Here is a 22,313-nt window from a genome sequence, read left to right as displayed (position 1 = left end):
TGTGGATCGACTGTCGCGGCGGCTCGGCGTACCCGATGCGGTTGTCATCGGTCTGGGCTCGATGCTCGGTGCGGGCGTCTTCGTGGTGTTCGGTCCGGCCGCGGCGGCGGCCGGTGGCTCCGGGTTGCTGCCCGCGCTGGTGCTGGCCGGGTTCATCGCCTTCTGCAACGCGACCAGCTCGGCGCGGCTCGCGGCCCGTTACCCGGAGTCCGGCGGCACCTACGTCTACGGGCGGGAGCGCCTCGGGCCGTTCGCCGGGTTCCTGGCCGGCTGGGGTTTCGTGGTCGGCAAGACGGCGAGCTGCGCGGCGATGGCGTTGACCATCGGGGCGTACCTGTGGCCGGGGCAGGCCCGGCTGGTCGCCGTCGGCGCGGTGCTCGCGGTGACCGCGGTGAACCTGCGCGGCATCGGCAAGACGGCCACCGTGACCCGAGTCCTGGTCGCGCTGGTGCTCGCGGTGCTGGCCCTGGTCGCGACCGTCGGCCTGGTGGGCGGGCCGGTGCACCTGGAGCGACTCGGCGAGCCCGGCGGCTCCGCCCGAGGTGTGCTCACCGCCGCCGGGCTGCTGTTCTTCGCGTTCGCCGGGTACGCCCGGATCGCCACGCTCGGCGAGGAGGTTCGCGACCCGCAGCGGACCATTCCCCGGGCGGTGCCGCTGGCGCTCGGGGTGGTGCTCGCGATCTACCTGGTGCTGGCCGTGATCGCGCTCGGCGTGCTCGGCGCCAACCGGCTGGCCGGTTCCGCGGCGCCCCTGGTCGACGTGGTGACCGCCGCCGGGCTGCCCGGCCTGGCCTGGGTGGTCCGCGCCGGGGCCACCATCGCGGTCGTCGGTGTCCTGCTCTCCCTGGTCGCCGGGATCGGCCGGACCACCCTGGCGATGGCCCGCCGTCGTGACCTGCCCGGCGCGCTGGCCGCCGTGCACCAGGTGCACCGGGTGCCGCACCGGGCCGAGTTGGCGGTCGCCGCCGTGGTGATCGTGGTGGTGCTGCTCGGCGACGTGCGCGGTGCCATCGGCTTCTCCAGTTGCACGGTGCTGGTCTACTACGCGATCACCAACGCGGCGGCGCTCACGTTGGGGCGGGAACCCGGTCGGCGGTTGCCGGTGCGGGTGCTCGCCGGCCTGGGGCTGGTCGGCTGTCTGCTGCTCGCGGTCAACCTGCCCACGGGCAGCGTCCTCGCCGGCTTCGGTGTGCTCGCCGCCGGTGCCGCCTGGTACGCGCTGCGCCCCGCCCGCCGGTGACCTGAGCAGGCCACCGGCGGCCAGGGGCCAGCGGCGGCAGGCCACCGGCGGGTAGGGGTCAGCGGCTCAGCCGCCGGTAGCGGCGCACCGCGAGCGGCGCGAACGTCGCGATCAGCAGCACCGGCCACAGCACCGCCAACAGCACGGCGTGCTCCGCCGGCCAGGAGTCGCCACCCAGGCCCGGGTTGCCGAACAGTTCGCGGATCGCCGCGACGGTGGCCGACAACGGGTTCCACTCCGAGATCGTCCCGATGAACGACGGCATCAGCTCGGGCGACACGAAAACATTCGAGATCGCGCTCAACGGAAACGCCGCCGGGAAGACGATCACGCCGACCGTGTCCGGATTGCGAACCAGCAGCGCCAGGTAGATCCCGACCCAGGTGATCGCGATCCGGAGCAGCAGGAGGAGCCCGACCGCGAGCAACGCCTTGCCGACACCCTGCCGCCACTGCCACCCGACGAGCAGGCCGCAGACCAGCAGGGTGGACATCTCCAGCAGGGCGCGGAGCAGGTCGGCGGCACTGCGGCCGGTCATCAGGGCGGACCGGGCCATCGGCATCGACCGGAACCGGTCGACGACACCCCGGCTGAGATCCAGCGCCACGCCGGTCGCGGTGGCGCCGAGGCCGTACAGCATCGTCATCACGAAGACCCCGGGCAGCAGGAACTCGCGGTAGTTGCCACCACCCGCCACCTGCATGCCGCTGCCGAACACGTACCCGAAGACCAGCACGAACATGATCGGCAGCGAGAAGTAGAGGATCAGCTCCTCCGGTGCGCGGATCACGTGGATCATGTTCCGCCTGGTCATCGTCCAGCCGTCGGTCACCGCAGCCGTCATGCCACGTCCGCCTTTCCTCCAACGCCGACGGGCTCGCGGGCCTCGTCCGGTCGGTGCCCGGTCAGATACAGGAACGCCTCGTCCAACGTCGCGCGCCGCAGGCCGATGTCCTCCACCGCGACACCGGCCTCGTCCAACGCCCGCACCACGTCGACCAGCCCGGCGACCCGGTCGGCCACCGGCACGCTGAGCCGCCGCACCTCCGGGTCGCGCTCCGGCTCCGCGGCACAGATCGATGCGACGATGCGGGCAGCCCGGGTCAGGTCGGCCGCATCCCGCACCACCACCTCGATCCGGTCGCCGCCGGTCCTCGACTTCAGCTCGTCCGGCGAGCCCTCGGCCACCACCCGACCGGCGTCGATCACCGAGATCCGGTCGGCGAGCTGATCGGCCTCCTCCAGGTACTGCGTGGTGAGCAGCACCGTGGTCCCGTCCGCGACCAGGCCACGGACCAGGTCCCACACCTGGTTGCGGCTACGCGGGTCCAGGCCGGTGGTCGGCTCGTCGAGGAAGAGCACCCGCGGTGTACGGATCAGGCTGGCCGCGAGGTCCAACCGGCGGCGCATCCCACCCGAGTACTCACCGGCCGACCGACTCGCCGCCTCCTCCAGCCCGAACCGTTCCAGCAGTTCGTCGGCGCGTTGGCGGGCCGCCCGCCGACCCAGCCGGAACAGCCGGCCGAACAACTCCAGGTTCTGCCGGCCACTGAGGATCTCGTCGACCGCGGCGTACTGACCGGTCAACGCGATCCGGGCGCGCACCTCGTCCGGCTGACGCCCCACGTCGAACCCGGCAACGGTGGCCCGGCCGGCGTCGAAGCGCAGCAGCGTGGTGAGGATCCGTACGGCAGTCGTCTTCCCGGCGCCGTTCGGCCCCAGCAGCCCGTACACCGTGCCGGTCGGTACGGTCAGGTCGAAGGTGTCCAGTGCGCGGGTCGGGCCGTACCGCTTGCCCAGCCCCTCCGCTGTCACGTCGAATGTCGTCATGCCGCCAGGGTGCGGTCGGGCGCTGACGGGTCACGCACCGTCCGCTGACGGCGGCGCACCGGGCCGGCTCGCGGCTCCGGCCCGCTCCGCCTTGGTGATCTCGTCGAGAGCCAAGATGATCTCCGCGCGGGTGGCCTCGCCGACGTACCACCCGGTGAGCCCACCCACCAGGGCCTCCTCGCAGAACCGTCTCGCCTCGACCAGATCGCCGCGCAGCCGGGCCACCTGGGCGAGGCCGAGGCGGGCACTGGCCACGAACTCGGGCGCGCCGCTGCGCTGCGCCAGGAGCAGCGCACCGGCGAAGTCGTCCCGTGCCCCGGTGAGGTCATCGGCCCGCAGCCGGATCTCGCCCCTGGTCCGCAGCATGTCGGCCTGGTCGACGGCCGACCCGAGCTCCTCGACCAGTCCCATGGCCTCGTCCATGTGGGCGCTCGCCGTCTCCGGGTCACCCTGCCAGGCAGCCAGTTCGCCGAGCGCACCGAGCGTGATCATGCAGCCCCACCGGTCGCCGGTGCTCCGGAAGCCGTCGAGCGCGGTGGCCAACGCGCTCCCGGCCCGGTCCCAGTCGCCACTCCACATCAGTGCCGAGCCGCTACCCATCGCGCCGAGCGCGTTGATCCAGGCGTCCGGGCCGACCAGCCGCCGCAGCTCCCGCATCAGCTCCTCGACGTGGTCGGCGCCGCCGGACGGCGGCCCGGTCGAGATCCCCGACAGGTACAGCAGGAACGGTTGTCGAGGTGGCCGGTCGAGGCTGCGGATCACGGACCGCTGCGTGCCGAGCGACGGCAGGTGGCCGACTCCGGCGAGCGAGGCGTTGTAGACGCAGAGCGCGAACTCCTCGTGCAGCCCGGACGGCGCTTCGTCCCCCAGCAGGTCGAGGACGTCGGCGGCCAACCGGGCCGCTTCCCCGCGCATGCCACGCAGCCACCAGTAGAACGATAGGGCCGCGACCAGCCCGGCCGCGTCGGGTGCGTCACCGGCCGCGGTGGCACGGCGCAGCGCGGCGTGCAGGTTGTCCCGCTCGGCGTCGAGCCGCCGCAACCAGTGCAACTGTTCGACCTGCCGGAGGTGGTCGCTGGCGGTCCAGGCGAACTCCAGGAAGTAACCGGTGTGCGCACGACGTAGCTGGTCGGCCTCGCCGGCCTCGGCGAGACGTTCGGCGCAGAAGGCGCGCACCGTTTCCAGCATCCGGTAACGGCCGCCGCTCAACTCCACGAAGGACTTGTCGGCCAGACCGCTGAGCGCGTCGACGAACTCGGCGCTGGGAAGGCCCGTGACCCGCTCGGCGGCCTCCAGCGTCGCGCCGCCCGCGAAGACGGTCAGGCGGCGGGCCAGTGTGCGTTCGGCGTCGTCGAGCAGGTCCCAGCTCCACTCGACCACGGCCCGGAGGGTGCGGTGTCGGGGCGACGCGGCCCGGCTGCCCATGGACAACAACCGGAACCGGTCGTCGAGTCGGGCGGCCACCTCGGCGACGGGCAACGCCCGCAGCCGCGCGGCGGCCAGCTCGATCGCCAACGGCAGGCCGTCGAGGGTACGACAGATCCGCAGCACCACGTCGACGTTGGCCGGTGTGACGGTGAAGTCGGGTGCGACGTCAGCTGCCCGTTGCACGAAGAGGCTGACCGCCGCGTAGCCGTCGGCATCCTCCGTCGACGCGTCCGGTGACGGCAGGGTCAGCCCGGACAACTGGCACAACGCCTCGCCGGCCAGCCCGAGCGGTTCGCGACTCGTGGCGAGCACCCGCAGCGCCGGGCACGCGCCCAGCAGACGTGCGGCGAGCCGGGCCGCGGCGGCGATGACGTGCTCGCAGTTGTCGAGGACGAGCAGCAACCGCCGCTCGGCAAGCGCCTCGACCAGTCGGTCGGTGGACTGTCGGCCCGGCTCGGCCGGTGCCCGCAGGCCCGCGTCCCGCAGACCGAGCCCGCTCAACACCGCCTGCGGTACGTCCGACCCGTCGGCCAGCCCGGCCAGCTCGACGAAGCAGACCTCGCCGTCCGCGCGGCCCGCCGCCTCGATGGCCAGCCGGGTCTTGCCCGCTCCCCCGGGGCCGGTGAGGGTGACCAGCCTGCGCTCGCCGAGCAGCTCCCCCACGCGCTTGAGCTCCTCCTCGCGCCCGACGAACGTGGTGAGCTGGCTCGGCAGCGCCTGCTCGGTCGTCGGACGCACGGCGGAACTCTCGTCGCCGCGCAGCACGGCAGAGCTGTCGTCGCCGCGCAGCACGGCCAGGTGGATCGCGGCCAGCGCCGCCGACGGGTCGACCCCGAGCTGCTCGGCCAGGCTGCGTCTGGCGTCCTCGAACTCGGCCAGCGCCTCTGCCGGCCTGCCCTGCGCGGACAGGGCGCGCATGAGTTGGCCTCGCGGCCGCTCCCGCAGCGGTTGCGCCACGACGAGCTGCCGCAGCTCCGGGACCAGCTCGGCGTGCCCGCCCAGCGCCAACTCCGCCTCGATCCGGTCTTCGGTGGCGGCCAGCCGCAGCTCGTCCAGCCGGGCCGCCTGCGCGGGTACGCCAGCCACGTCGATGACGTCGGCCAGGGCGGGACCGCGCCACAGCTCCAGCGCCTCGCGCAACACGGCCGCCGCGCGCGGCTGGTCACCGCCGGCGAGCGCGCGACGCCCGGCCTCGGCGAGCCGCTCGAACCGGTACGCGTCGACGTCCGCGGGATCCACGGCGAGGCGGTAACCGGCCGGGTGGAACTCGACGGGGGTGTGCTCGGCGGGCAGCGCCTGACGCAGGCGCGACACCAGGGACTGGAGCGCGTTGGCGGCACCCCGCGGCGGGTGCTCGCCGTACAGACCGTCGATCAGCCGCTCGGCGGACACCACCCGGCCCGCGTCGAGCAGCAGCAGCGCCAGTAGCGCGCGCAGCCGCGGACCGCCGACGGGAATCTCACGCCCGTCGGCCAGCAACACCTGGGTCGGCCCCAGGACGCGGAAACGCATGGCACTGATTGTCACTCAGTGCCGGCCGGTGAACTCGGTCAGCCGCTCGTCAACTTCGTCGCGCGCAGATAGGGCGCACAGCCAGACGGGTCATGAGTAGACATCCTTACGATGACCGACGTCGTGGACGGTCAGCTCGTCACTGTCGAGGCGGTACAGGACCCGGTAGTCACCGACCCGCAAACGGCGCCCAGATCCGTCGCGCATCTCGGTCGAATTTTGCGGCGCGGGATCGGAGACCAAACCGAGGATTGCACCCAGAACGGTCAGGAACACGTTGCGCGGCTGCTTGTGCAGCCAGACCAGCACGTCTCGGTCGATCTGAACCTTCACGCCGCCTCGCCGTTGGCCCGCTCGGCCAGAAGCGCCTCCACCTCACGTGGATCGACACCGAGCGACTCCAGCGCCGCCGACAGCGGCACGAACTCGCCTTCGGCACGAGATCGGGCGATCACCGCTGAGTCCCGGCGATCCCGGAACGCCTCGATCTCCTCCCACTCGTCAATGCCGATGAGCACGGCGACGGGCCGCTCGTACTTCGTGATGATGACCGGCTCGCCGGTGCGCTCGACACCATCCAGCACCCGCCCCGCGCCGTCGCGGAATTCCCGCAGCGTGATCCTCTCCATGCACGAACTGTACCACGCGGTACCGCGCGGCCTTGATCGTCGGAGAGGTAAGCAGTTGACGAGGAAGCCTCAGCTCACCTCGGCGGTCCCGTCCTGCCGGCGGGTCAGTTCGAATTCGTCTTCTGGGCCGCCGGTGGATGTCGAGGGAGCACCGCCGCCGGGAGGAACGGGATTGGCCCCGCCGGCCCCCGAGTCCGTCTGGCCCGGCACCGGGGGAGACGCCGCCACCGGGGTGGGCACTCCGCCGTGGACCGATCCGGCCGGCCGGGAGGCCGGGCCTGGCCGGGCCGGGGGGGCGGACTGGTGCGTCAGCCAGTCCAGGCCGCGCCGACGGGCGACCACTGTCAGCCGGTCGCCCGCGAAGATCACCTGGCGGGGGTCGAGGTCCTTCCACCAGATCGTCTTGGTGCCACCCGCCGGGGTGCGGGCGATCAGCCGGACCTGCCCGTCCCGGTTGACCACACCCAGCGGCCGGCCGTCCAACTCGGAGCCGGCCGCGACCGGCACCTCGGCGACCGGCAACGCGTGCCGGTCGACCGGGATCGTGGTGATGACCGCGCGCTCGGTGAGCGCCCCGATGAAGGCCGGCGCGGCCAGGTACGAGACCGAACGGGACACCCCGAGGGCGAAGGTCTCCTCCACCCGTTCGGCGAAGTCACCGTCGAAGAGCCGAAGCACCACGCGCAGGTCGGCGCGGAGGTCGCGGGCGGCGAGCGCCGCCTCCAGGTTGGCCACGTCGTCGGTGGACGCCACCACCAGCGCCTGACAGTCGACAACCGACGCGGCGGCCAGCGTCTCCGGCAGCGCGGCGTCACCGACGATCAGCGGCACCCCCAGCTGACGGGCCAGGGCACCACCGCGCGGCTCCGGATCCTTGTCGATCGCCACCACCTCGACGTCGTACTCGCGGAGCTGCGCCATGACGCGGGTGCCGACGTTGCCCAGGCCGACCAGTACGACGTGCCCGGCCCGCGCGGGCTGCAACCGGCCGGTGTGCAGGGCCAGTCGAGCGTTGACGATGCCGTCCACCACGGCGGCGGTGATCAGCGGGATCAGTGCCAACCCGGCCAGGTTGAGCACCACCTGCATGATCTGCGCGCCGGCCGACTTGGTGGTGTCCGGGTCGGCGCCGCTGAGCGTGGTGACCAGGGTCAGGTACAGGGCTTCCAGTGGGGAGGCTTCCTCGGTGCGGGAGATCAGCGCCCCCAGGACCGCGATCACCGCGAGCACCAGCATCACCGCGACGCCGATCTTGCGGGTGGCGAAGCCGCGTACCGCTCCCAGCAGCACCGAGACCGGACGGCGTCGCTGGCGGGCCCGGACGAGCCGACGGGCGGCGACCTCGGTGCCCGGCGGCTGACCGGTCGCCTCGGCGAGCACCAGGTCCGCGCCAACCTGTTCGGCCGGCAGCAGTTCCACCCCCTGCGCCTCGGTGAGGTGGGCCAGGGCGCAGACCACGTCCTGCGGGCGGACGTCGGCGCGCCGCGCCACCCGGAGCGTCTTGTCCCGATGTTGGAAGGAACTGGGGTCGACCTCGCCGAGCGCGGCGGCCACGAAGGCCGGCGCGGCCATCTCGGCGTCGGAGAGCACCTCGACCGGCGCCCTGATCAGCTTGCGTACGCCGTCGGCGAGAGTGCCGTTGAACATCCGCAGCACCTGGCGGACCTGCTGGTCGACGGCCTGCGCGCAGAGCGCCGCGTGCAGGTTGCCGACGTCGTCCTGGTGCAGCAGGGCCAATCCGGTCGCCCCGGCCAGGCCGGCGGCCTCGAAGGTGGCCACGTCCAGCCGATCCGAGCGGACCACCCGGAGTCCGCGCAACCCCGCCACGTCCGGGCCGTTGCTGCGGTAACGCTCCGGCACCACGACCGTCACCCGGGCTCCGCCCGCCGGCAGCTCGGATTCGAGCATCGCCCGGGCCACGTAGTAGGCGAGCGCGTCCTTACCGCAGATCACGTAGTGCGGGCGGGGATCACCTACCGACCGCAGCCGCCAGTTCCACTCGACCGCCCGTCGCGCCCGGTCCCGCCACGGCTCCGCCATGCCCGGATCGTAATCAGCACGGCCACCGTGGGCGACCCCGTCCGGATCATCCCGCGGCCAGGCATGCCGGCTCCCGCGACGGGTAGTGCAGCCGCATGCAGACGTTCCTCCCGTACCCGGACTTCCTGGCCAGCGCCCGCACGCTGGACCAGAAGCGGCTGGGCAAACAGCGGGTGGAGGCCATCCAGGTGCTGCGGGGGCTCACCCGACCCGGGTACGGCTGGCGCAACCACCCGGCGGTGAAGATGTGGGCCGGGTACGAGGAGGCGCTCGTCCGCTACGGGCTGGACATGTGCGCGGTGTGGACCGAGCCGGGGCGGGCGGACACCTGCGCCACCACGATGACCGTGGACCTCGCGGCCGCCTGCGGGGCCGGCGTCGTACGGACCCAGGACGAGCTGGCCGAGGCTGGTGAGTTGCCGCCCTGGCTGGGTCGCGACGACCTGCACCTGAGCCACCGCTCGTCGCTGGTCCGCAAGGACCCGGAGCACTACCGACCCCTCTTCGGTGACGACGTTCCGACGGATCTGGAGTACGTCTGGCCTGCCTCGGACCGCGCGCGCCGGTGCCTCGCGTAGAGGAGACTGCCGGAGAGAGGTAGGTGCCCATGGCGCTGTCGCAGGTGGCGGGTCGGCTCATCGGCGTACGCCAACATCTGGTCGACCCGGGCGGCGGTGGCGCGGACCACGTGCCGCGACCGAGCGCGGCGGTGGTGGTGGGCGGCGGCATCGCCGGCATGTCGGCGGCGGTGGTGCTTGCCGAGCGGGGCGTGGCGGTCACGGTGCTGGAGGCGGCACCGACGCTCGGCGGTCGACTGGGCGCCTGGCCGGAGGCGCTCGCCGAGGGCAGCCAGCAGAACGAGCACGGTTTCCACGCGTTCTTCCGGCAGTACTACAACTGGCGGTCCATCCTCCGCCGGATCGATCCCGACCTGGGCTTCCTCAAGCCCATTCCGGGTTACCCGGTCCTCAGTACGCAGTGGCCGACCGAGGAGTTCGGCAGGCTGCCGCCCGCACCGCCGGCGAGCCTGCTCGCGCTGCTGTTGCGCAGCCCCAGTCTGCGCCTGGGCGACCTGCGCCTGATCAACCGGGACGCCGCGCTGCCGCTGCTCAGCTACGACCCGGTGCGCACCTACGCCGAGTTGGACGACACCACGGCCGACGACCTGTTGGCGTCGCTGCGGCTGCCGGACCGGGCGCGGGCGATGCTGTTCGAGGTCTTCTCGCACTCGTTCTTCAACCACGAGGCGGAGATGTCGGCCGCCGAGATGGTCGCCCAGTTCCACTTCTATCTGCTCGGCAACCCGGAGGGGTTGGCGTTCGACTGCCCGGACGAGGACTACGCCACGGCGATCTGGGAGCCGCTGACCCGGCACGTCGAGAAGCACGGCGGTCGGGTCCGCACCGGTTGCGCCGCGACCGGGGTGCACCGGGACGCCGAGGGCTGGCGGGTGACGACCACCGACGGCGGCAGTCATCCGGCGGGTCACGTCGTGCTGGCCGTCGACCCGCCGGCGCTCGCCGCGCTTGTCGCGGCCTCCCCCGACCTGGTCGAGCAGGCACCGGAGCTGACCGCCCGGATGCCCGCCTTCGGCCAGCCCGGCCCGCCGTACGCGGTGGCCCGGTACTGGTGCGACGGGGACGTGGCCGCCGAGCGGGCGGTGTTCAGCGGGGTGTCCCGCCAGCCCACGCTGGACTCGGTGACGCTCTACCACCGGCTGGAGAACGAGTCGCGGCGTTGGGCGCGGCAGACCGGTGGGTCGATCATCGAGCTGCACGCGTACGCCTGCGAGCCGGGGGTGCCGGCCGAGGAGTTGGCCGAGCGGATGCGCCGCGAGCTGATCGCGCTCTGGCCGGAGGCCGGCGACCTGCGGGTCCGCGAGCTGCGGGCCCGGGTGGAGGCGCAGGCGCCGGCGTTCACGCCGGGCAGCCACGCCTGGCGACCGGGGGTACGCACCGACGCGTCCGGCCTCTATCTGGCCGGCGACGGCATCGCCACGGACTTCCCGAGCGCGTTGATGGAACGCTCCGCGGCGACCGGGATCATCGCCGCGAACCACATCCTGCGCGCGGAGGGCGGCGCGGCGGAGCCGGTGCGGTCGATCCGGCCCCGGGGGCTGCTGGCCCGTCGCGCCAGCCCAAACCGACAAAACACAACATAAGCATCGGTACGCTGCCGTACGCTTGGTTGATCAACCGTCGATCGACCGGGCGGGAGGGCAGCGGGGGATGTCACCACTGCACCGCGCCGGCGCGGAGAACCGCCCACCAATCGGCGAGATCGGCCGCGACGACGCGTACCCACTGATCCACGACGAACGCGCCTGCATCGTCACCGCACTGCGCCTGGGCTGGTGGATGGCGGACGCCTACCACCACGGGCAGCACACCGAGTTCGGCGCCCCCGTCGAGGCCCGACCACCCGTACCGCCGGCCAAGCTCTCCAACCTCACCGAGATGTCCGCCCACCGGCGGATGCGCATGTACCTCGACGGGGTGGACGTCGCGCTGGCCCAGATCGCCGAACTCACCCGGCACACCGGGCCGGTGCCCGACACGTCCGCCGCCCGGACCCTGCTGCCCGACCCGGGTCGGCCCGACCCGGCCGACCCGGTGCCGCTGCTGCTCGCCCTCGACGACCTCAACGTCGAGGTGCTGCGCTGGGCGATGGCCACCAACCACCGGGTCGGGCTGGCCTACCGGCTGGGCCGATCAGTGGCCGACACCGTCCGAGCCGGCGACGCCACCCAGTTGCTGAAGCAGTTCGGGGGTCGGCAGATCCAGATCAGCCGCTGGCTGGACGAGTTGGCCAGCGTGCTGCCGCCGTACTCGGCCGCGGTGGTGCGCCGGTCGCTGGCCGCCTGGGCGACCGCGGTGGACCGGGCCGGCCACGGGGACCCGGCCGAACCGGCGCCCGCCGAGCTGAGCCGCGCGCTGCGGGGCCAGGGTGACCTCTGGCGGGACGTGCTCACCGGCGGCCTGCACCCCCGCGACCTGCTCGACGAGGAGGACTACGCGGTGATCGCCCGGAACCTGATCATTCGGGATCGGCGGCTGGTGGCGCAGGCGGCGCGGGGCATCTTCTGGCCCGTGCTCGTACCCCTGCTGCTGGTGCTCTTCGCGGTGGTCGGCGTGAGCGCCGCCGCGGCCGCCGGCTCACCGACCACTCGGGCCACCGTCGCCCTGGTGGGTCTCGGCGCCGGCCTGGCCGCGATCTGGCGGTCGGTCTCCGGGCCGGCGCTGGCGGTCGCCGGCGAGGTCAACCGGCCCCTGCTGGACAGCGAACTCACCGCGCGCATGGCCCTGCGGCTGGACCGGCCGCTGACCGCCGCCCGGCGCACGGCGGTCGTCGCACCCCGGACCCGCCGTCCACGCCGCCCGGAGGAGCCGGGCGGTCGATCGAAATACGTTGCCCCCCTCACCCACCCCGACCTACCGTGATCAGGCAAGGTCAACCACCGCCGCGGGAGCAGATCATGACGATGTCGCACGTCAGCACCGTGCCGTCGACGCTGCCCGGCGACGGCTGCCGAGCGGAAGGTCCCCGGGCGGGCCGGCCCGACTGACGCGTACCCGTACGCGCCGAGCCGCCCCGTCCACCAACCGGACCGGGCGGCTCTTCGCTGTCCGTCACCATCGTGAAAGGAAGCCCCGGTGGACGCCGTCCTCGTCATCAACGCCGACCTCGGCCCGCTGCACCGGGTCACCGTTCAACATGCCGTGCGGATGCTCTGCCGCCGGGTCGCCGAGATCCACGAGGCCGAGCCGGACCAGGTGATCGGCGTCTTCCCGATGCCCCGGGTGGTGCGGCTGGTCCGCTACGTCGTCACCAGGTGGAGGTTCAGCGGCGGGCCGGCCTGGTCCCGCGCCGGGGTCATGCGCCGCGACGACCGCTGCTGCGCGTACTGCGGTGGGCCGGCCTCCACCATCGACCACATCCTGCCCCGCTCGCGCGGCGGCCGGAACACCTGGCGGAACACCACCGCCGCCTGCTACGGCTGCAACCAGCGCAAGGGTGACCGGACGCCAGCGGAGGCGGGCATGCCGCTGCGCCGGGAGCCGGTGAACCCGGGCTGGGGAGCGCTCGCCGGGCGGTGACGGACCGGCCGGCGGGAACGGGGGGCCGCGTCCCGGGGCGCGGCACCCGCCGGCCCCCGGGTCAGGCGGCGCGTTCCTTCACCTGCGGGTTCGGGCGGCCGTTGGGGCAGTTCACCCGGATCTCGCTGCGGTGCTCGGTGGAGGTCAACTCGACCCGGATCTGCTTCGCCGGGCCCGGGTCGTAGGCCTCCGCCCGAAATCCGGGCGCGAGTGCCACCGCGAGCACCTCGGCGGACTTCCCCACGCAGCGGACGGTGATCGTCCCTCCTTGGGCCTGCACTGGCATGTCCGCGGAAAGGGTGGGCGTCGACGCGGCCGGGCCGGGCGTGGTCGGCGTGGGACCGGGCGCGGTGGCGGTCGGGGCCGCTGTCGGGGCGGGGGTCGCCGTCGGGTCCGGACCGGTCGGGGGGCCGGTCCGGGCAGCAGGCGCGGTGTCCTGGGCCGGCGGGACGGCGGACGGCCCGGTCGTGATCTCGTCGGCCGGCTCCGCGGCGTGTGGCATCCCCACGGCGGTGGTGCCCGGGCCCCGGCCGGTCGGGGGAGGACCCTCCTCCGGTCGACGATTGCCGAAGTCGCCGAGCGACCCGGCCATGGTGATCGCGGTGAGCACCGCGCCGCCGACCGCCAGGATGGCCCGATGACGACGCCGACGCCACGACAGGCGTCTCGTCGGAGCGGCCGAGTCGGCGGTCGCGGTGTCGGTCGGCTCGGCTGGGCCGGCCTCCGGTGTCGCGGTGACGCCCGTCCCCTCGGACGTCGCTCCGCTGATGGCGGCGAGCAGGATGCGGGCCGCCTCCGCGGCCGGCGGCCGATCGGCGGGGTCGCGGGCCAGACACCAGCGGTAGAGCCGGTGGACCTCGGGCGGCACACCGTCGATCTCCGGCAGCGGGTCCGGCTCGACGTGCGTGTGCGCGCGGAGCATCCCGGTCTGCGTCTCGGCCGCCCACGGCAGCCGGCCGGTGAGCACCCGGTGCAGCAGGAGGCCCAGGGCGTACACGTCGCAGGCCGGCAGCACCTCGCCGGCCTCCAGTCGCTCCGGGGCGAGATAGGCCGGAGTGCCCAGCAGCCGCCCCTCGAAGTCGATCTCCGACTCGCCGGCGACGGCCGCGATGCCGAAGTCGAGCACCTTGGCGCCGGTCGGCGTGAGCATCACGTTGCTCGGCTTGATGTCGCGGTGCACCAACCCCTGAGCGTGCGCGGCCGTGAGAGCAGCAGCCACCTCGGCGCAGACCCGTAGACCGTCGCGCGGCGGCATCGGCCCGGCCGCCAGCCGTTGTTCGAGAGTGAGACCGTCGAGCAGTTCCATCACCACGAACGGGACCGGCGAACCGTCCACCGGCGACTCGCCGTAGTCGTACACGCCGGTGACGTGCGGATGCGACAGTCGGGCAGCCGCCTTGGCCTCGGCCCGGATCCGCTGCCGAGCGAAGGTGTCCGAGGCGACGAGCACCTTCACCGCGACATCTCGTTCGAGCACCTCGTCGTACGCCCGGTGCACCGCCGACATGCCGCCACTGCCGAGACGCTCCAGGAGCCGATAGCGGCCCGCAAGCAACTGATCACGCTGCACGACGGACAGCCTGCCGTACCGGCCGGCAGCGGGCCACCCCCTCCCCGCCGGCAGCCCGCGCACTCAGTCGTCGCTCGGCGGCCGCCAGGCGAAGCGCGGCGCACGCCGCTCGGCCACCGCCGCGACCCCCTCGCGGGCCTCGCCGGTGGTCAGCACCTTTCGATGCCACCAGGCGATCCGGGCCGCCCCGGCCCGGTCGTCGATGATCTCCTTCGCCGCGGCGATGCTCAGCGCCGACCGTTGGGCGATCGTCGCGGTCAACTCGTCCACCCGCGCGGCGAGCCGGTCCGATGGCAGCACCTCGTCGACCAGGCCGACCCGCAGTGCCCGCTCGGCGTCGATCAGCTCGGCGGTGAACAGCAGATGCTTGGCGGCGGACGGGCCGACAAGCCGGGCCAGCCGGCGGGTCGTCGGTGCCGGATAGACCAGACCGAGCCGGGCCGGGGGTACGCCGAAACGGGCGTCCTGCGCCGCGATCCGCAGGTCGCAGGCGACCGCGAGCTGCGCACCACCGCCGACGCAGGCACCCCGGATGGCCGCGACGGTCGGCTTCGCGAAGCCGGCCAGCCGTTCCTCGGCGGCCACCGCGATGCTGGCGTCGCCGGCGTCCAGCAGCTCGGTCAGATCACCCAGGTCCGCCCCGGCGCAGAAGGCGTCGCCCGCGCCGGTGAGCACCAGCGCCCGCACATCGGGGTCGGGTTCCAGCCGGTCGAGCAGCTCCGGGAGCCGACGCCACATGGCGGCGGTCATCGCGTTGCGCCGGGCCGGGTTGTGGATCACCACCGTCGCGACCGGACCGGTCACCTCGACGGTCAACTCCGCGTCCGACACGTCCGCTCCTTCCGCGCCACCGTGGAGCGGCGCCGCCAAATCTGAGCGACGCCGCCAATCTGACCGCCGGCGTCGCACGCCGGTGCGGCGACCATAGCGAAGACGATCGGCCAAGCCCGGCGCAGGCGCGCTGCCCAAGCAATCTCGGGGGGGAACCAGCGGTTGGAATCGTTCGTCCGACGGACATGAGACCCGCATCGACGACCGCCGTCACGATCGCGCTCCTGACCGCCGTCCTGACCGGTTGCACAGGCGTCGACCGAGCTCCCACCACCCCGACCCAACCCTCGGCCAGCGCCGCTCCCGGCCCGGCCGACACCGCCACCCCGCCGCCTACCGGCGGCCCCGCGACCAGCGGCACGCCAACCCAGGTCATGTTGCGCACCTCCGGCGGCTTCGCCGGCCGCGGTGACGCCGTGACCGTCGAGCCGGACGGTCGGTGGACCGCGGTGGACCGGGCCGGCAGTCGACGTACCGGCCAGCTCACCCCCGCCGACCTCGGCCGCCTGACGGGACTGGCCGCCGACCCCCGGCTGGCCGCCGAGGCACGGCAGCCGACCCGCTCGACCACCTGCTCGGACGCGTTCAGCTACCGGCTCACCGTGGGCGGCATCGAGACCGGCTACGTCGACTGCCCGGCCGACGCCAGCCCACCGCCGGCCACCCAGGCCCTGGTCAAGCTGCTGCTGCGGGCAACCGGCACTCAGACCAGGTAGTCCGGGGGCAGGCCGGTACCCCGCAACTCCGGCGGAAGGTGGGCCACGTCGTTGACGGCGATCAGATTCGGCGGGCCGGCCGGGCCGTACCGGATCACGGTCAGGCCCGCGTTGTGCAGATTCAAACCCAGCCAACGCCGCTCCGGCGCGTCGAGCGCGTGCCGCACCAGCCAGGCGATCAGGAAGCTGTGCGTCACGACCAGCTCGCGGACCGGCTCGCCGTCGGGGGCCTCCCCGGGAACCGGGCCGGCGAACCGCCGCACGGCCGCCGCCGTCACCCGCGGCCCGTCGACCCGTTCGGCCGCCGAAAACTGCGCCAGGAACTTGGCGTACGCGGGTGGCAGGCCGGCCGGGTCCGTGTCGTGTGGGAGGTGGTCGCCGGCCAACTCCGACGCGTACACCGGGCTCTCGGGCAGCGACCCGGCGACCAGCTCGGCGGTCTGCGCGGCCCGGCGCAACGGTCCGTGGTGGACGGCGGCGAACCGGCGGCCCCGCAGGCGCTCGCCGAGCAGCGCGGCCTGCCGCCGGCCGCGCTCCGTCAGGCCCGTGTCCGGCTCTCCGGCATCCGACTCCCGCACGGCGGTCAGGTCCTGCTCGGCGTGTCGGGCGAGGTACAGCAGGCGAGTCAGCATGCCGCCCACCCCAACACACCGGGAGGCACGGGCTCCACCCCGCACCTCCCGGTCCTGCGGCCGTCAGCTCAGTCGGCCCGGCCGACGCCGTCCGCTCCCCTACGCCCGCGGGAACATCTGGCCGATGCGGATCCGGTTGCCGAACGGGTCCCGGATGCCGAAGTCGATCCCGTACGGGCGCTCGGTCGGCTCGTCGGTGATCTCGACGCCCTTCGCCACGAGTTCCTCGTGCGTCTTGTGGGCGTCGTCGGTCGTCATGAAGAGGTACCCACCCAGGGCGCCCTTGGTGAGCAGCTCGCGGACCTGCTCGGCGGTGGCCGGGTCCAGCGCCGGTGCGCCCGGCTTCTCCAGCAGGATCTCCCGCTCCGGGTCGCCGGGCAGGTTGACCGTCAGCCACCGCATGAAGCCGAGATCCTGGTCGGTGTTGACCTCCATGCCGAGCTTGTTCACGTAGAAGTCGAGCGCCTCGTCCTGGTCGAGGACGTAGATCTGGGAGCGGCTGATCGCGTTCATCGTCATGCCCATGACGTTAGAGGGCGCCCGTGACCTGCTGCTTATCCAAAACTACTTGGTCGGGTCCAAGCCTTGGCGAAGCACGACGGCACGTTGCTCGGCGCGACGCGGTGCCGCCGGAAATCCGAGGGTGACTCGCCGACGATCTGGCGGAACGTCCGGCTGAACGTGCCCAGGCTGCTGAAGCCGACGGCATAGCAGATGTCCGTCACGTCCCGATCGGTCTCCACCAGCAACATCATCGCCCGCTCCACCCGGCGGCGTTGCAGGTAACGGTGCGGTGTCTCACCGAACGTGGCCCGGAAGGTGCGGATGAAGTGCGACTCGGAGACGTACGCGATCCGCGCCAGCGCGGGGATGTCCAGCGGCTCGGCGTACGCCCGGTCCATCGCGTCCCGAGCACGCAGCATCGCCCGGTTCGACTCCTCCACCGCGCGACTCATCGGCCCCCGTCCCGCTTTCGCTCACTGCCAGGCTCCAGGCTATCGGGCCGACCAACCGACACGGGCAGTCGTCGCCCTCGGCGGACCGGCGCAGCGGTATCTGCCGGGGGCGACCCCGTATCGACGCTTGAACGCGCTGGCAAAGGCGAACTCCGACCGGTAGCCGACCTGGTGCGCGACGGCGCTCAGTGGGGCATCGGACTCCCGAAGGAGCCGGGCCGCGATGGTCATCCGCCACCACGTCAGATAGCTGAGCGGCGGTTCGCCGATGAGGGTGGTGAAGCGACGCGCGAACGGCGCTCGGGACAGCCCTGCCTCGGAGGCCAGCGTCGCGACCGTCCAGGGCCACGCAGGGTCACGGTGCATGGACCGCAGGGCGGCGGTGATGGCCGGGTCGTTGAGCGCCGCAGCCCAGCCGGTGGCGACACCGCTGGTGGCCTGCTCGTCGAACCAGGCGCGCAGGATATAGAGCAACAGCGTGTCCAGCAGGGCGGGCACTATGGCATCCGTGCCGAGGCGGGGTCTTTGCAACTCAGCGGCGAGCAGGGCCACCGTGGCGCGCAGTTCGGGCTGACGCCCGAGGTGGGCGGGGAGGTGGATGAGGCCGGGCAGGTCGTCCAGCAGCGGATGAGTGCGGGCCCGATCGAGCTGGTAGGCACCGCAGAGCGTCACCGCGGTAGGACCGCCGGTGCCGACAGGTTCGCCTACGGTGGCGGTGGCGTAGCGCTGAAGGAACCGTCCGTCGTTCGGGTCGCAGGCGGGCGCGACCAGTGGGGTCGACGGACTGTCGGCAAGGGCGTGTCCCCTGCCGTGCGGTAGGAACACCACATCCCCGGTGGCCAGTGACACCGGGTCGGTGTCCGGCGGGATGAGCCAGCACGGCCCCTGCAGGATCATCTGGAAGCCCGCGGATCCCGGCACGGAGGCGAATCGTTGCGCCCACGGCGCCTGCCATTCCACCCGCGCTGATCGTGGCTGGCCGGTACGCATGACCGCTATCACGTCGCTGAGCACATCCACTCGGCGAGAGTATCGACGTCGAGACGATCGAGCATGAATCAAGGATCGAGGCAGATGGTCCGTCCTCGGCTTGCTCCATAGGTTCGAGGTATGAAAGCAGCCCGATTCCACGAGTACGGCGATCCGACCGTCATCCGTTACGAAACCGTCCCGCGCGCGGTGCCCGGCCCGGGTGAGGTACTCCTCCGGGTCGCCGCATCCTCGTTCAATCCCACCGAAACGGCGCTGCGGTCCGGGCTTCTGCGGTCGATACTCCCGGTCGACCTGCCGTACACGCTCGGCTGGGACGTCGCAGGCACCGTGGTCGAGATCGGTGGTGGCGTGCACACTCTCTCCGTCGGCGACCGAGTCATCGGCCGGCTCGACGGCGGCGGCGCCGCAGCTGAGTACGTAGCCGCCCCAGCCGACACCCTTGTCCCGGCACCCGCCGCCATCCCGCTCGCCAACGCCGCCGCCATGCCTGTTGCCGGCCTCACCGCGTGGCAGGCGGTGTTCGAGCATGGCCGCGTCACGTCCGGGCAGCGGGTCCTGGTCAACGGCGCGGGTGGCGGCGTCGGCGGGTTCGTCGTCCAACTCGCCAGGCACGCCGGAGCGCAGGTCATCGCCACGGCAAGCCCGCGCAGTGCCGCCGCCGTCCGCCGGTCCGGCGCTGACCAGATCATCGACTACACGGCCACGCCGGTCGGCGATGCGGTGGAGGAACCGGTCGACACCGTCCTCAACCTGGTCGCCATCGGCCCCGTGGAGGCTGCGGCCCTGGTGCCGTTGGTTCGGCCCGACGGTGTCATCGTCTCCGTCACCACCCCGATCGAACCACCTCCCGACGTCCCACTGCGCGCGGTGCACATGGTCGCCCGAAACGACGTGAATCACCTGGGCGCGCTGGTGAAGCTCGTCGACGCCGGCGCAGTCCATCTGGACATCGCCGCGTCCCGCCCGTTCGCCGATCTGGCCGCGGTGCACGACGACGCCGAGTCCGGCCGCACCCGCGGCAAGATCATCCTGGTGCCGTGACGGAACCCGTGGGCCGTTGCCGTGGTCCGGTCGACTCGTGGCGGTGACCATCTCGTGGCAGCGACCATCGGGAATGCCTGATGGAACTGGAATCCCGTTCAGGGCCAATCGACTGCCGTCAGCCGCCGTATGATCATCCAGGTTACCGCCGCTTTCTTGCCGGCGGCGGGCGGGCTCGCACCGCGCGGGTTGTCCCAGTGACTCGCACGGACCTCGTCACTAAGGTGCGCCGATGATCAATTTTCGCTACCACGTCATCTCGCTTGCCGCGGTGTTTGTCGCCTTGGCGGTCGGTGCGGTATTCGGCACCGCCGCAGCGAACGGTTACGCCACCGACGTGCTCCGGGGCTCGATCGATGCAGCGCACAAGACCAACGATCAGCTTCGTCAGACGACCGACGACCTCCAAGAGGAGGCGAGCCGTAAGGACGACTACATCAACGACACGGCGCCCGCAGTGCTGCGCGGGACGCTGGCCAACCGCCGAATCGTGGTACTGACGACACCGTCCGGACGCGACCGTGCCGAGGGCGTGATCGAAAAGCTTGAACTGGCCGGCGCCGCCGTGTCCGGGCCCATCCACATCCAGGAAGCATTCTTCGACCCGAAGAACAGTCTGGACCTGCTTGGGCTGACCCGCCGTAGCAGCCCTCCGCCGATCACTCTGCCGGGCAACAGTAACGGAGTCGAAACCGCTAGCGCCCTCCTGGCCACGACTCTGCTCGGACCGGCCAGCGCCCACCATCCGAGGGTGCTGCCCGCCTTCGCGAACGCCGGGTACCTCGCCGCACCCAAACAGCTCGACGGCCCCTCGGATGGGGCGGTCCTGGTGACCGGGGCACCATACGTGGAGCGAAACTCAGCCGAGCGGAACGCCGCGATCGTGACCATGGCCGCACAGATCGCCCTGATCGGACGGACCGTCTTGGCGGGCACAATCTCCGGCGACGGCAGCTCTGTCGGGATAGTCCGCGGCGACGAAGCGCTGCACGCACGGATCTCGACGGTAGACGGTGTAGCTGGGGCGCAAGGTCAGGTCGCGGCGGCGCTCGCCCTTGCTGAGCAGATTACCGCCAACCGGGGAGGTCGCTACGGCACTGCCGGTGACGCTGACGCCCTCATCCCACGGCAAACGATCACCGGCGGATGAGCTTCATGACCTCATCAGGACCGAACCCCAGCCCTCACGCATGGGCCGCACGCCGCAGCGCCGGAGTGAAACTTGACGCCCCGGCGGCGGCACCGCCCCGAAACGCCTTGTGAAATTGGAGCCCCCGGCCGGGATCGAACCGGCGACATCTCGCTTACAAGGCGAGTGCTCTGGCCAGCTGAGCTACAGGGGCGCGTGCGTCGAGGTCAGCATAGCGAGTGACGTCCGGATATCCCGCTCGCGAGGCCTCCCGGGCATTGGAAACGTCAACAACCCGACGCGCAAGGGTGCACGGGCGTGTCGATTGATGGTTGAGCGTGCCCGAGTGACCGGAATGCGTAGGCCGTGGGCCAGGTTGGGTGCCGCCCTGCCTTGGCAGCAGGGGGAAACCCGTTTACGGTTCACTGACACGGGAGACAGCCCGGTGCCCCCGCGCGCCGAGCCGCCGTCCGCTGACCGGCACGGATACGTGCCGGTCGCTCCTTCACTCGGATCGTCCGGCACGTTCCTGCCGGTGAAAGGAAGCGCTTCACCATGGCTACGGTCACCTATTCCAAGGCATCCCGGGTCTACCCGGGCCAAGAGCGTCCCGCCGTCAACGAGCTCAACCTCGAGATCGGCGACGGCGAGTTCCTCGTCCTGGTCGGCCCCTCCGGTTGCGGCAAGTCCACGAGCCTGCGGATGCTCGCCGGCCTGGAGGACGTGGACGCCGGGTCGATCTACATCGACCAGCGTGACGTCACCCACCTGCCCCCGAAGGCCCGCGACATCGCGATGGTCTTCCAGAACTACGCCCTCTACCCGCACATGACGGTGTACGAGAACATGGCGTTCGCCCTCAAGCTGCGCAAGACCTCCAAGTCGGAGATCGACCGGCGGGTCAAGGAAGCGGCAGCCCTGCTGCAGCTGGAGGAATACCTCAGCCGTAAGCCGAAGGCGCTCTCCGGTGGTCAGCGTCAGCGTGTCGCGATGGGCCGCGCGATCGTCCGCGAGCCGCAGGTCTTCCTCATGGACGAGCCGCTGTCGAACCTCGACGCCAAGCTGCGTGTGCAGACCCGTACCCAGATCGCGTCCCTGCAGGCCAAGCTGGGCGTCACCACGGTCTACGTCACGCACGACCAGGTCGAGGCCATGACCATGGGTCACCGCGTAGCCGTGCTGCTCGACGGTGTCCTCCAGCAGGTGGACACCCCCCGCGCGCTCTACGACACCCCGGCGAACGTGTTCGTCGCCGGCTTCATGGGCTCCCCCGCCATGAACATCAAGACCGTCGCGCTCAACGAGCAGGGCGCCGAGTTCGCCGAGTTGAACATCCCGCTGACCCGCGAGCAGGTCGCGGCGGCCCGCGCCGAGGGTGGCAACGGCAAGGTGACCGTGGGCTTCCGTCCGGAGGACTGCGACCTGGTCAGCCCGACCGAGGGTGGCATGCCGGTCGTGGTCGAGCTGGTCGAGGACCTCGGCTCGGACGCCAACGTCTACGGGCACGCCGCGCTGGGTGGCAGCTCGGAGCGCTTCGTCGTCCGCACCGACCGGCGCACCATGCCGAACATGGGTGACACCGTGTTCGTCAAGCCGCGTACCGGTCGTAGCCACGTCTTCCACGCCGCCACCGGCGGCCGGATCTGACGTAACGCGCAACCGACAGGGG

Annotated in this window: 21 protein-coding genes and 1 tRNA gene; 9 read left to right on the top strand and 13 right to left on the bottom strand. The window is 72.2% G+C overall.

From position 1 onward, the window contains the following. The first annotated feature begins 1 nt into the window (after position 1). Positions 2-1,240, top strand: coding sequence for an APC family permease (locus AB0C01_RS09270; protein WP_357570814.1), 1,239 nt, complete (start codon positions 2-4; stop codon positions 1,238-1,240). 58 nt (positions 1,241-1,298) lie between these two features. Here AB0C01_RS09270 and AB0C01_RS09265 read toward each other — a convergent pair whose 3' ends face one another. The 6 genes from AB0C01_RS09265 to AB0C01_RS09240 all read right to left on the bottom strand — a co-directional run bounded on the left by AB0C01_RS09265 (position 1,299) and on the right by AB0C01_RS09240 (position 8,679). Next, entirely contained in the window at positions 1,299-2,084 is a 786-nt protein-coding gene (locus AB0C01_RS09265; protein WP_357252634.1) for an ABC transporter permease, read from the bottom strand. Continuing rightward, on the bottom strand, positions 2,081-3,070 hold the full coding sequence (locus AB0C01_RS09260) for an ATP-binding cassette domain-containing protein (RefSeq protein ID WP_357570813.1): 990 nt from the start codon (positions 3,068-3,070) through the stop codon (positions 2,081-2,083). The genes AB0C01_RS09265 and AB0C01_RS09260 overlap by 4 nt, the downstream gene beginning before the upstream one ends. 30 nt (positions 3,071-3,100) lie before the next feature. Beyond that, entirely contained in the window at positions 3,101-6,010 is a 2,910-nt protein-coding gene (locus tag AB0C01_RS09255; protein ID WP_357570812.1) for a BTAD domain-containing putative transcriptional regulator, read from the bottom strand. 90 nt (positions 6,011-6,100) lie between these two features. Then, positions 6,101-6,343 carry a type II toxin-antitoxin system RelE/ParE family toxin gene (locus tag AB0C01_RS09250; protein WP_357570811.1) on the bottom strand — a complete coding sequence of 81 codons (243 nt, stop codon included), beginning with the start codon at positions 6,341-6,343 and terminating at the stop codon, positions 6,101-6,103. Beyond that, entirely contained in the window at positions 6,340-6,639 is a 300-nt protein-coding gene (locus tag AB0C01_RS09245; protein WP_357252642.1) for a type II toxin-antitoxin system Phd/YefM family antitoxin, read from the bottom strand. Before AB0C01_RS09245 ends, AB0C01_RS09250 begins: the two co-directional genes overlap by 4 nt. 69 nt (positions 6,640-6,708) lie before the next feature. After that, on the bottom strand, positions 6,709-8,679 hold the full coding sequence (locus AB0C01_RS09240) for an NAD-binding protein (RefSeq protein WP_357252646.1): 1,971 nt from the start codon (positions 8,677-8,679) through the stop codon (positions 6,709-6,711). A 95-nt stretch (positions 8,680-8,774) separates the two neighbouring features. On the opposite strand from AB0C01_RS09240, the gene AB0C01_RS09235 reads away from it, so the two are divergent. The 4 genes from AB0C01_RS09235 to AB0C01_RS09220 all read left to right on the top strand — a co-directional run bounded on the left by AB0C01_RS09235 (position 8,775) and on the right by AB0C01_RS09220 (position 12,776). Then, a complete protein-coding gene (locus tag AB0C01_RS09235; protein ID WP_357252649.1) occupies positions 8,775-9,257 on the top strand; it encodes an MSMEG_6728 family protein in 483 nt (160 codons plus the stop codon). A 29-nt stretch (positions 9,258-9,286) separates the two neighbouring features. Next, the gene (locus AB0C01_RS09230) at positions 9,287-10,840 is read left to right on the top strand and encodes an FAD-dependent oxidoreductase (RefSeq protein WP_357570810.1); all 1,554 of its coding nucleotides are present in this window, start codon (positions 9,287-9,289) and stop codon (positions 10,838-10,840) included. A gap of 67 nt (positions 10,841-10,907) precedes the next feature. Beyond that, on the top strand, positions 10,908-12,119 hold the full coding sequence (locus AB0C01_RS09225) for a hypothetical protein (RefSeq protein WP_357252655.1): 1,212 nt from the start codon (positions 10,908-10,910) through the stop codon (positions 12,117-12,119). A gap of 213 nt (positions 12,120-12,332) precedes the next feature. Then, entirely contained in the window at positions 12,333-12,776 is a 444-nt protein-coding gene (locus AB0C01_RS09220; RefSeq protein ID WP_357252658.1) for an HNH endonuclease, read from the top strand. A gap of 61 nt (positions 12,777-12,837) precedes the next feature. Here the strand turns inward: AB0C01_RS09220 and AB0C01_RS09215 are convergent, their stop codons facing one another. Then, positions 12,838-14,346 (bottom strand): serine/threonine-protein kinase, encoded by a 1,509-nt coding sequence (locus tag AB0C01_RS09215; protein WP_357252660.1) that lies wholly within the window; start codon positions 14,344-14,346, stop codon positions 12,838-12,840. A gap of 63 nt (positions 14,347-14,409) precedes the next feature. After that, positions 14,410-15,177 carry an enoyl-CoA hydratase/isomerase family protein gene (locus AB0C01_RS09210; protein WP_357570809.1) on the bottom strand — a complete coding sequence of 256 codons (768 nt, stop codon included), beginning with the start codon at positions 15,175-15,177 and terminating at the stop codon, positions 14,410-14,412. 185 nt (positions 15,178-15,362) lie between these two features. Between AB0C01_RS09210 and AB0C01_RS09205 the strand changes: the two genes are divergently transcribed. Continuing rightward, the gene (locus AB0C01_RS09205; RefSeq protein ID WP_357252666.1) at positions 15,363-15,893 is read left to right on the top strand and encodes a hypothetical protein; all 531 of its coding nucleotides are present in this window, start codon (positions 15,363-15,365) and stop codon (positions 15,891-15,893) included. Here the strand turns inward: AB0C01_RS09205 and AB0C01_RS09200 are convergent. From AB0C01_RS09200 to AB0C01_RS09185, 4 genes are all read right to left on the bottom strand, one after another. Next, the gene (locus tag AB0C01_RS09200; RefSeq protein ID WP_357570808.1) at positions 15,881-16,525 is read right to left on the bottom strand and encodes a histidine phosphatase family protein; all 645 of its coding nucleotides are present in this window, start codon (positions 16,523-16,525) and stop codon (positions 15,881-15,883) included. The two genes, AB0C01_RS09205 and AB0C01_RS09200, sit on opposite strands and share 13 nt — an antisense overlap. A gap of 99 nt (positions 16,526-16,624) precedes the next feature. Continuing rightward, positions 16,625-17,044, bottom strand: a complete 420-nt coding sequence (locus AB0C01_RS09195; RefSeq protein WP_357252672.1) for a VOC family protein — start codon at positions 17,042-17,044, stop codon at positions 16,625-16,627. A 35-nt stretch (positions 17,045-17,079) separates the two neighbouring features. After that, positions 17,080-17,481, bottom strand: coding sequence for an AraC family transcriptional regulator (locus AB0C01_RS09190; RefSeq protein WP_357252675.1), 402 nt, complete (start codon positions 17,479-17,481; stop codon positions 17,080-17,082). Positions 17,482-17,520: 39 nt separating this feature from the next. After that, on the bottom strand, positions 17,521-18,501 hold the full coding sequence (locus AB0C01_RS09185; protein WP_357252677.1) for an AraC family transcriptional regulator: 981 nt from the start codon (positions 18,499-18,501) through the stop codon (positions 17,521-17,523). A 90-nt stretch (positions 18,502-18,591) separates the two neighbouring features. Here AB0C01_RS09185 and AB0C01_RS09180 point away from each other — a divergent pair, with 90 nt between their 5' ends. Together AB0C01_RS09180 and AB0C01_RS09175 are read left to right on the top strand one after the other, a co-directional pair. Continuing rightward, on the top strand, positions 18,592-19,515 hold the full coding sequence (locus AB0C01_RS09180) for an NADP-dependent oxidoreductase (protein ID WP_357252680.1): 924 nt from the start codon (positions 18,592-18,594) through the stop codon (positions 19,513-19,515). Between the two features lie 232 nt (positions 19,516-19,747). Then, complete coding sequence (locus tag AB0C01_RS09175; protein WP_357570807.1) at positions 19,748-20,665, top strand: copper transporter; 918 nt, start codon at positions 19,748-19,750, stop codon at positions 20,663-20,665. A gap of 116 nt (positions 20,666-20,781) precedes the next feature. Here the strand turns inward: AB0C01_RS09175 and AB0C01_RS09170 are convergent. Next, a tRNA-Thr gene (locus AB0C01_RS09170) sits at positions 20,782-20,858 on the bottom strand. 341 nt (positions 20,859-21,199) lie between these two features. Between AB0C01_RS09170 and ugpC the strand changes: the two genes are divergently transcribed. After that, positions 21,200-22,291: a sn-glycerol-3-phosphate ABC transporter ATP-binding protein UgpC gene (ugpC, locus tag AB0C01_RS09165; RefSeq protein WP_357252685.1), complete on the top strand. Its 1,092-nt coding sequence runs from the start codon at positions 21,200-21,202 to the stop codon at positions 22,289-22,291. Positions 22,292-22,313: the final 22 nt, after the last annotated feature.

This window comes from Micromonospora sp. NPDC048905, assembly GCF_040649655.1.
Lineage (GTDB): Bacteria > Actinomycetota > Actinomycetes > Mycobacteriales > Micromonosporaceae > Micromonospora.
Note: the sequence above shows the minus strand (reverse complement) of the source record. Positions and strands in the feature narration are given on the sequence as shown.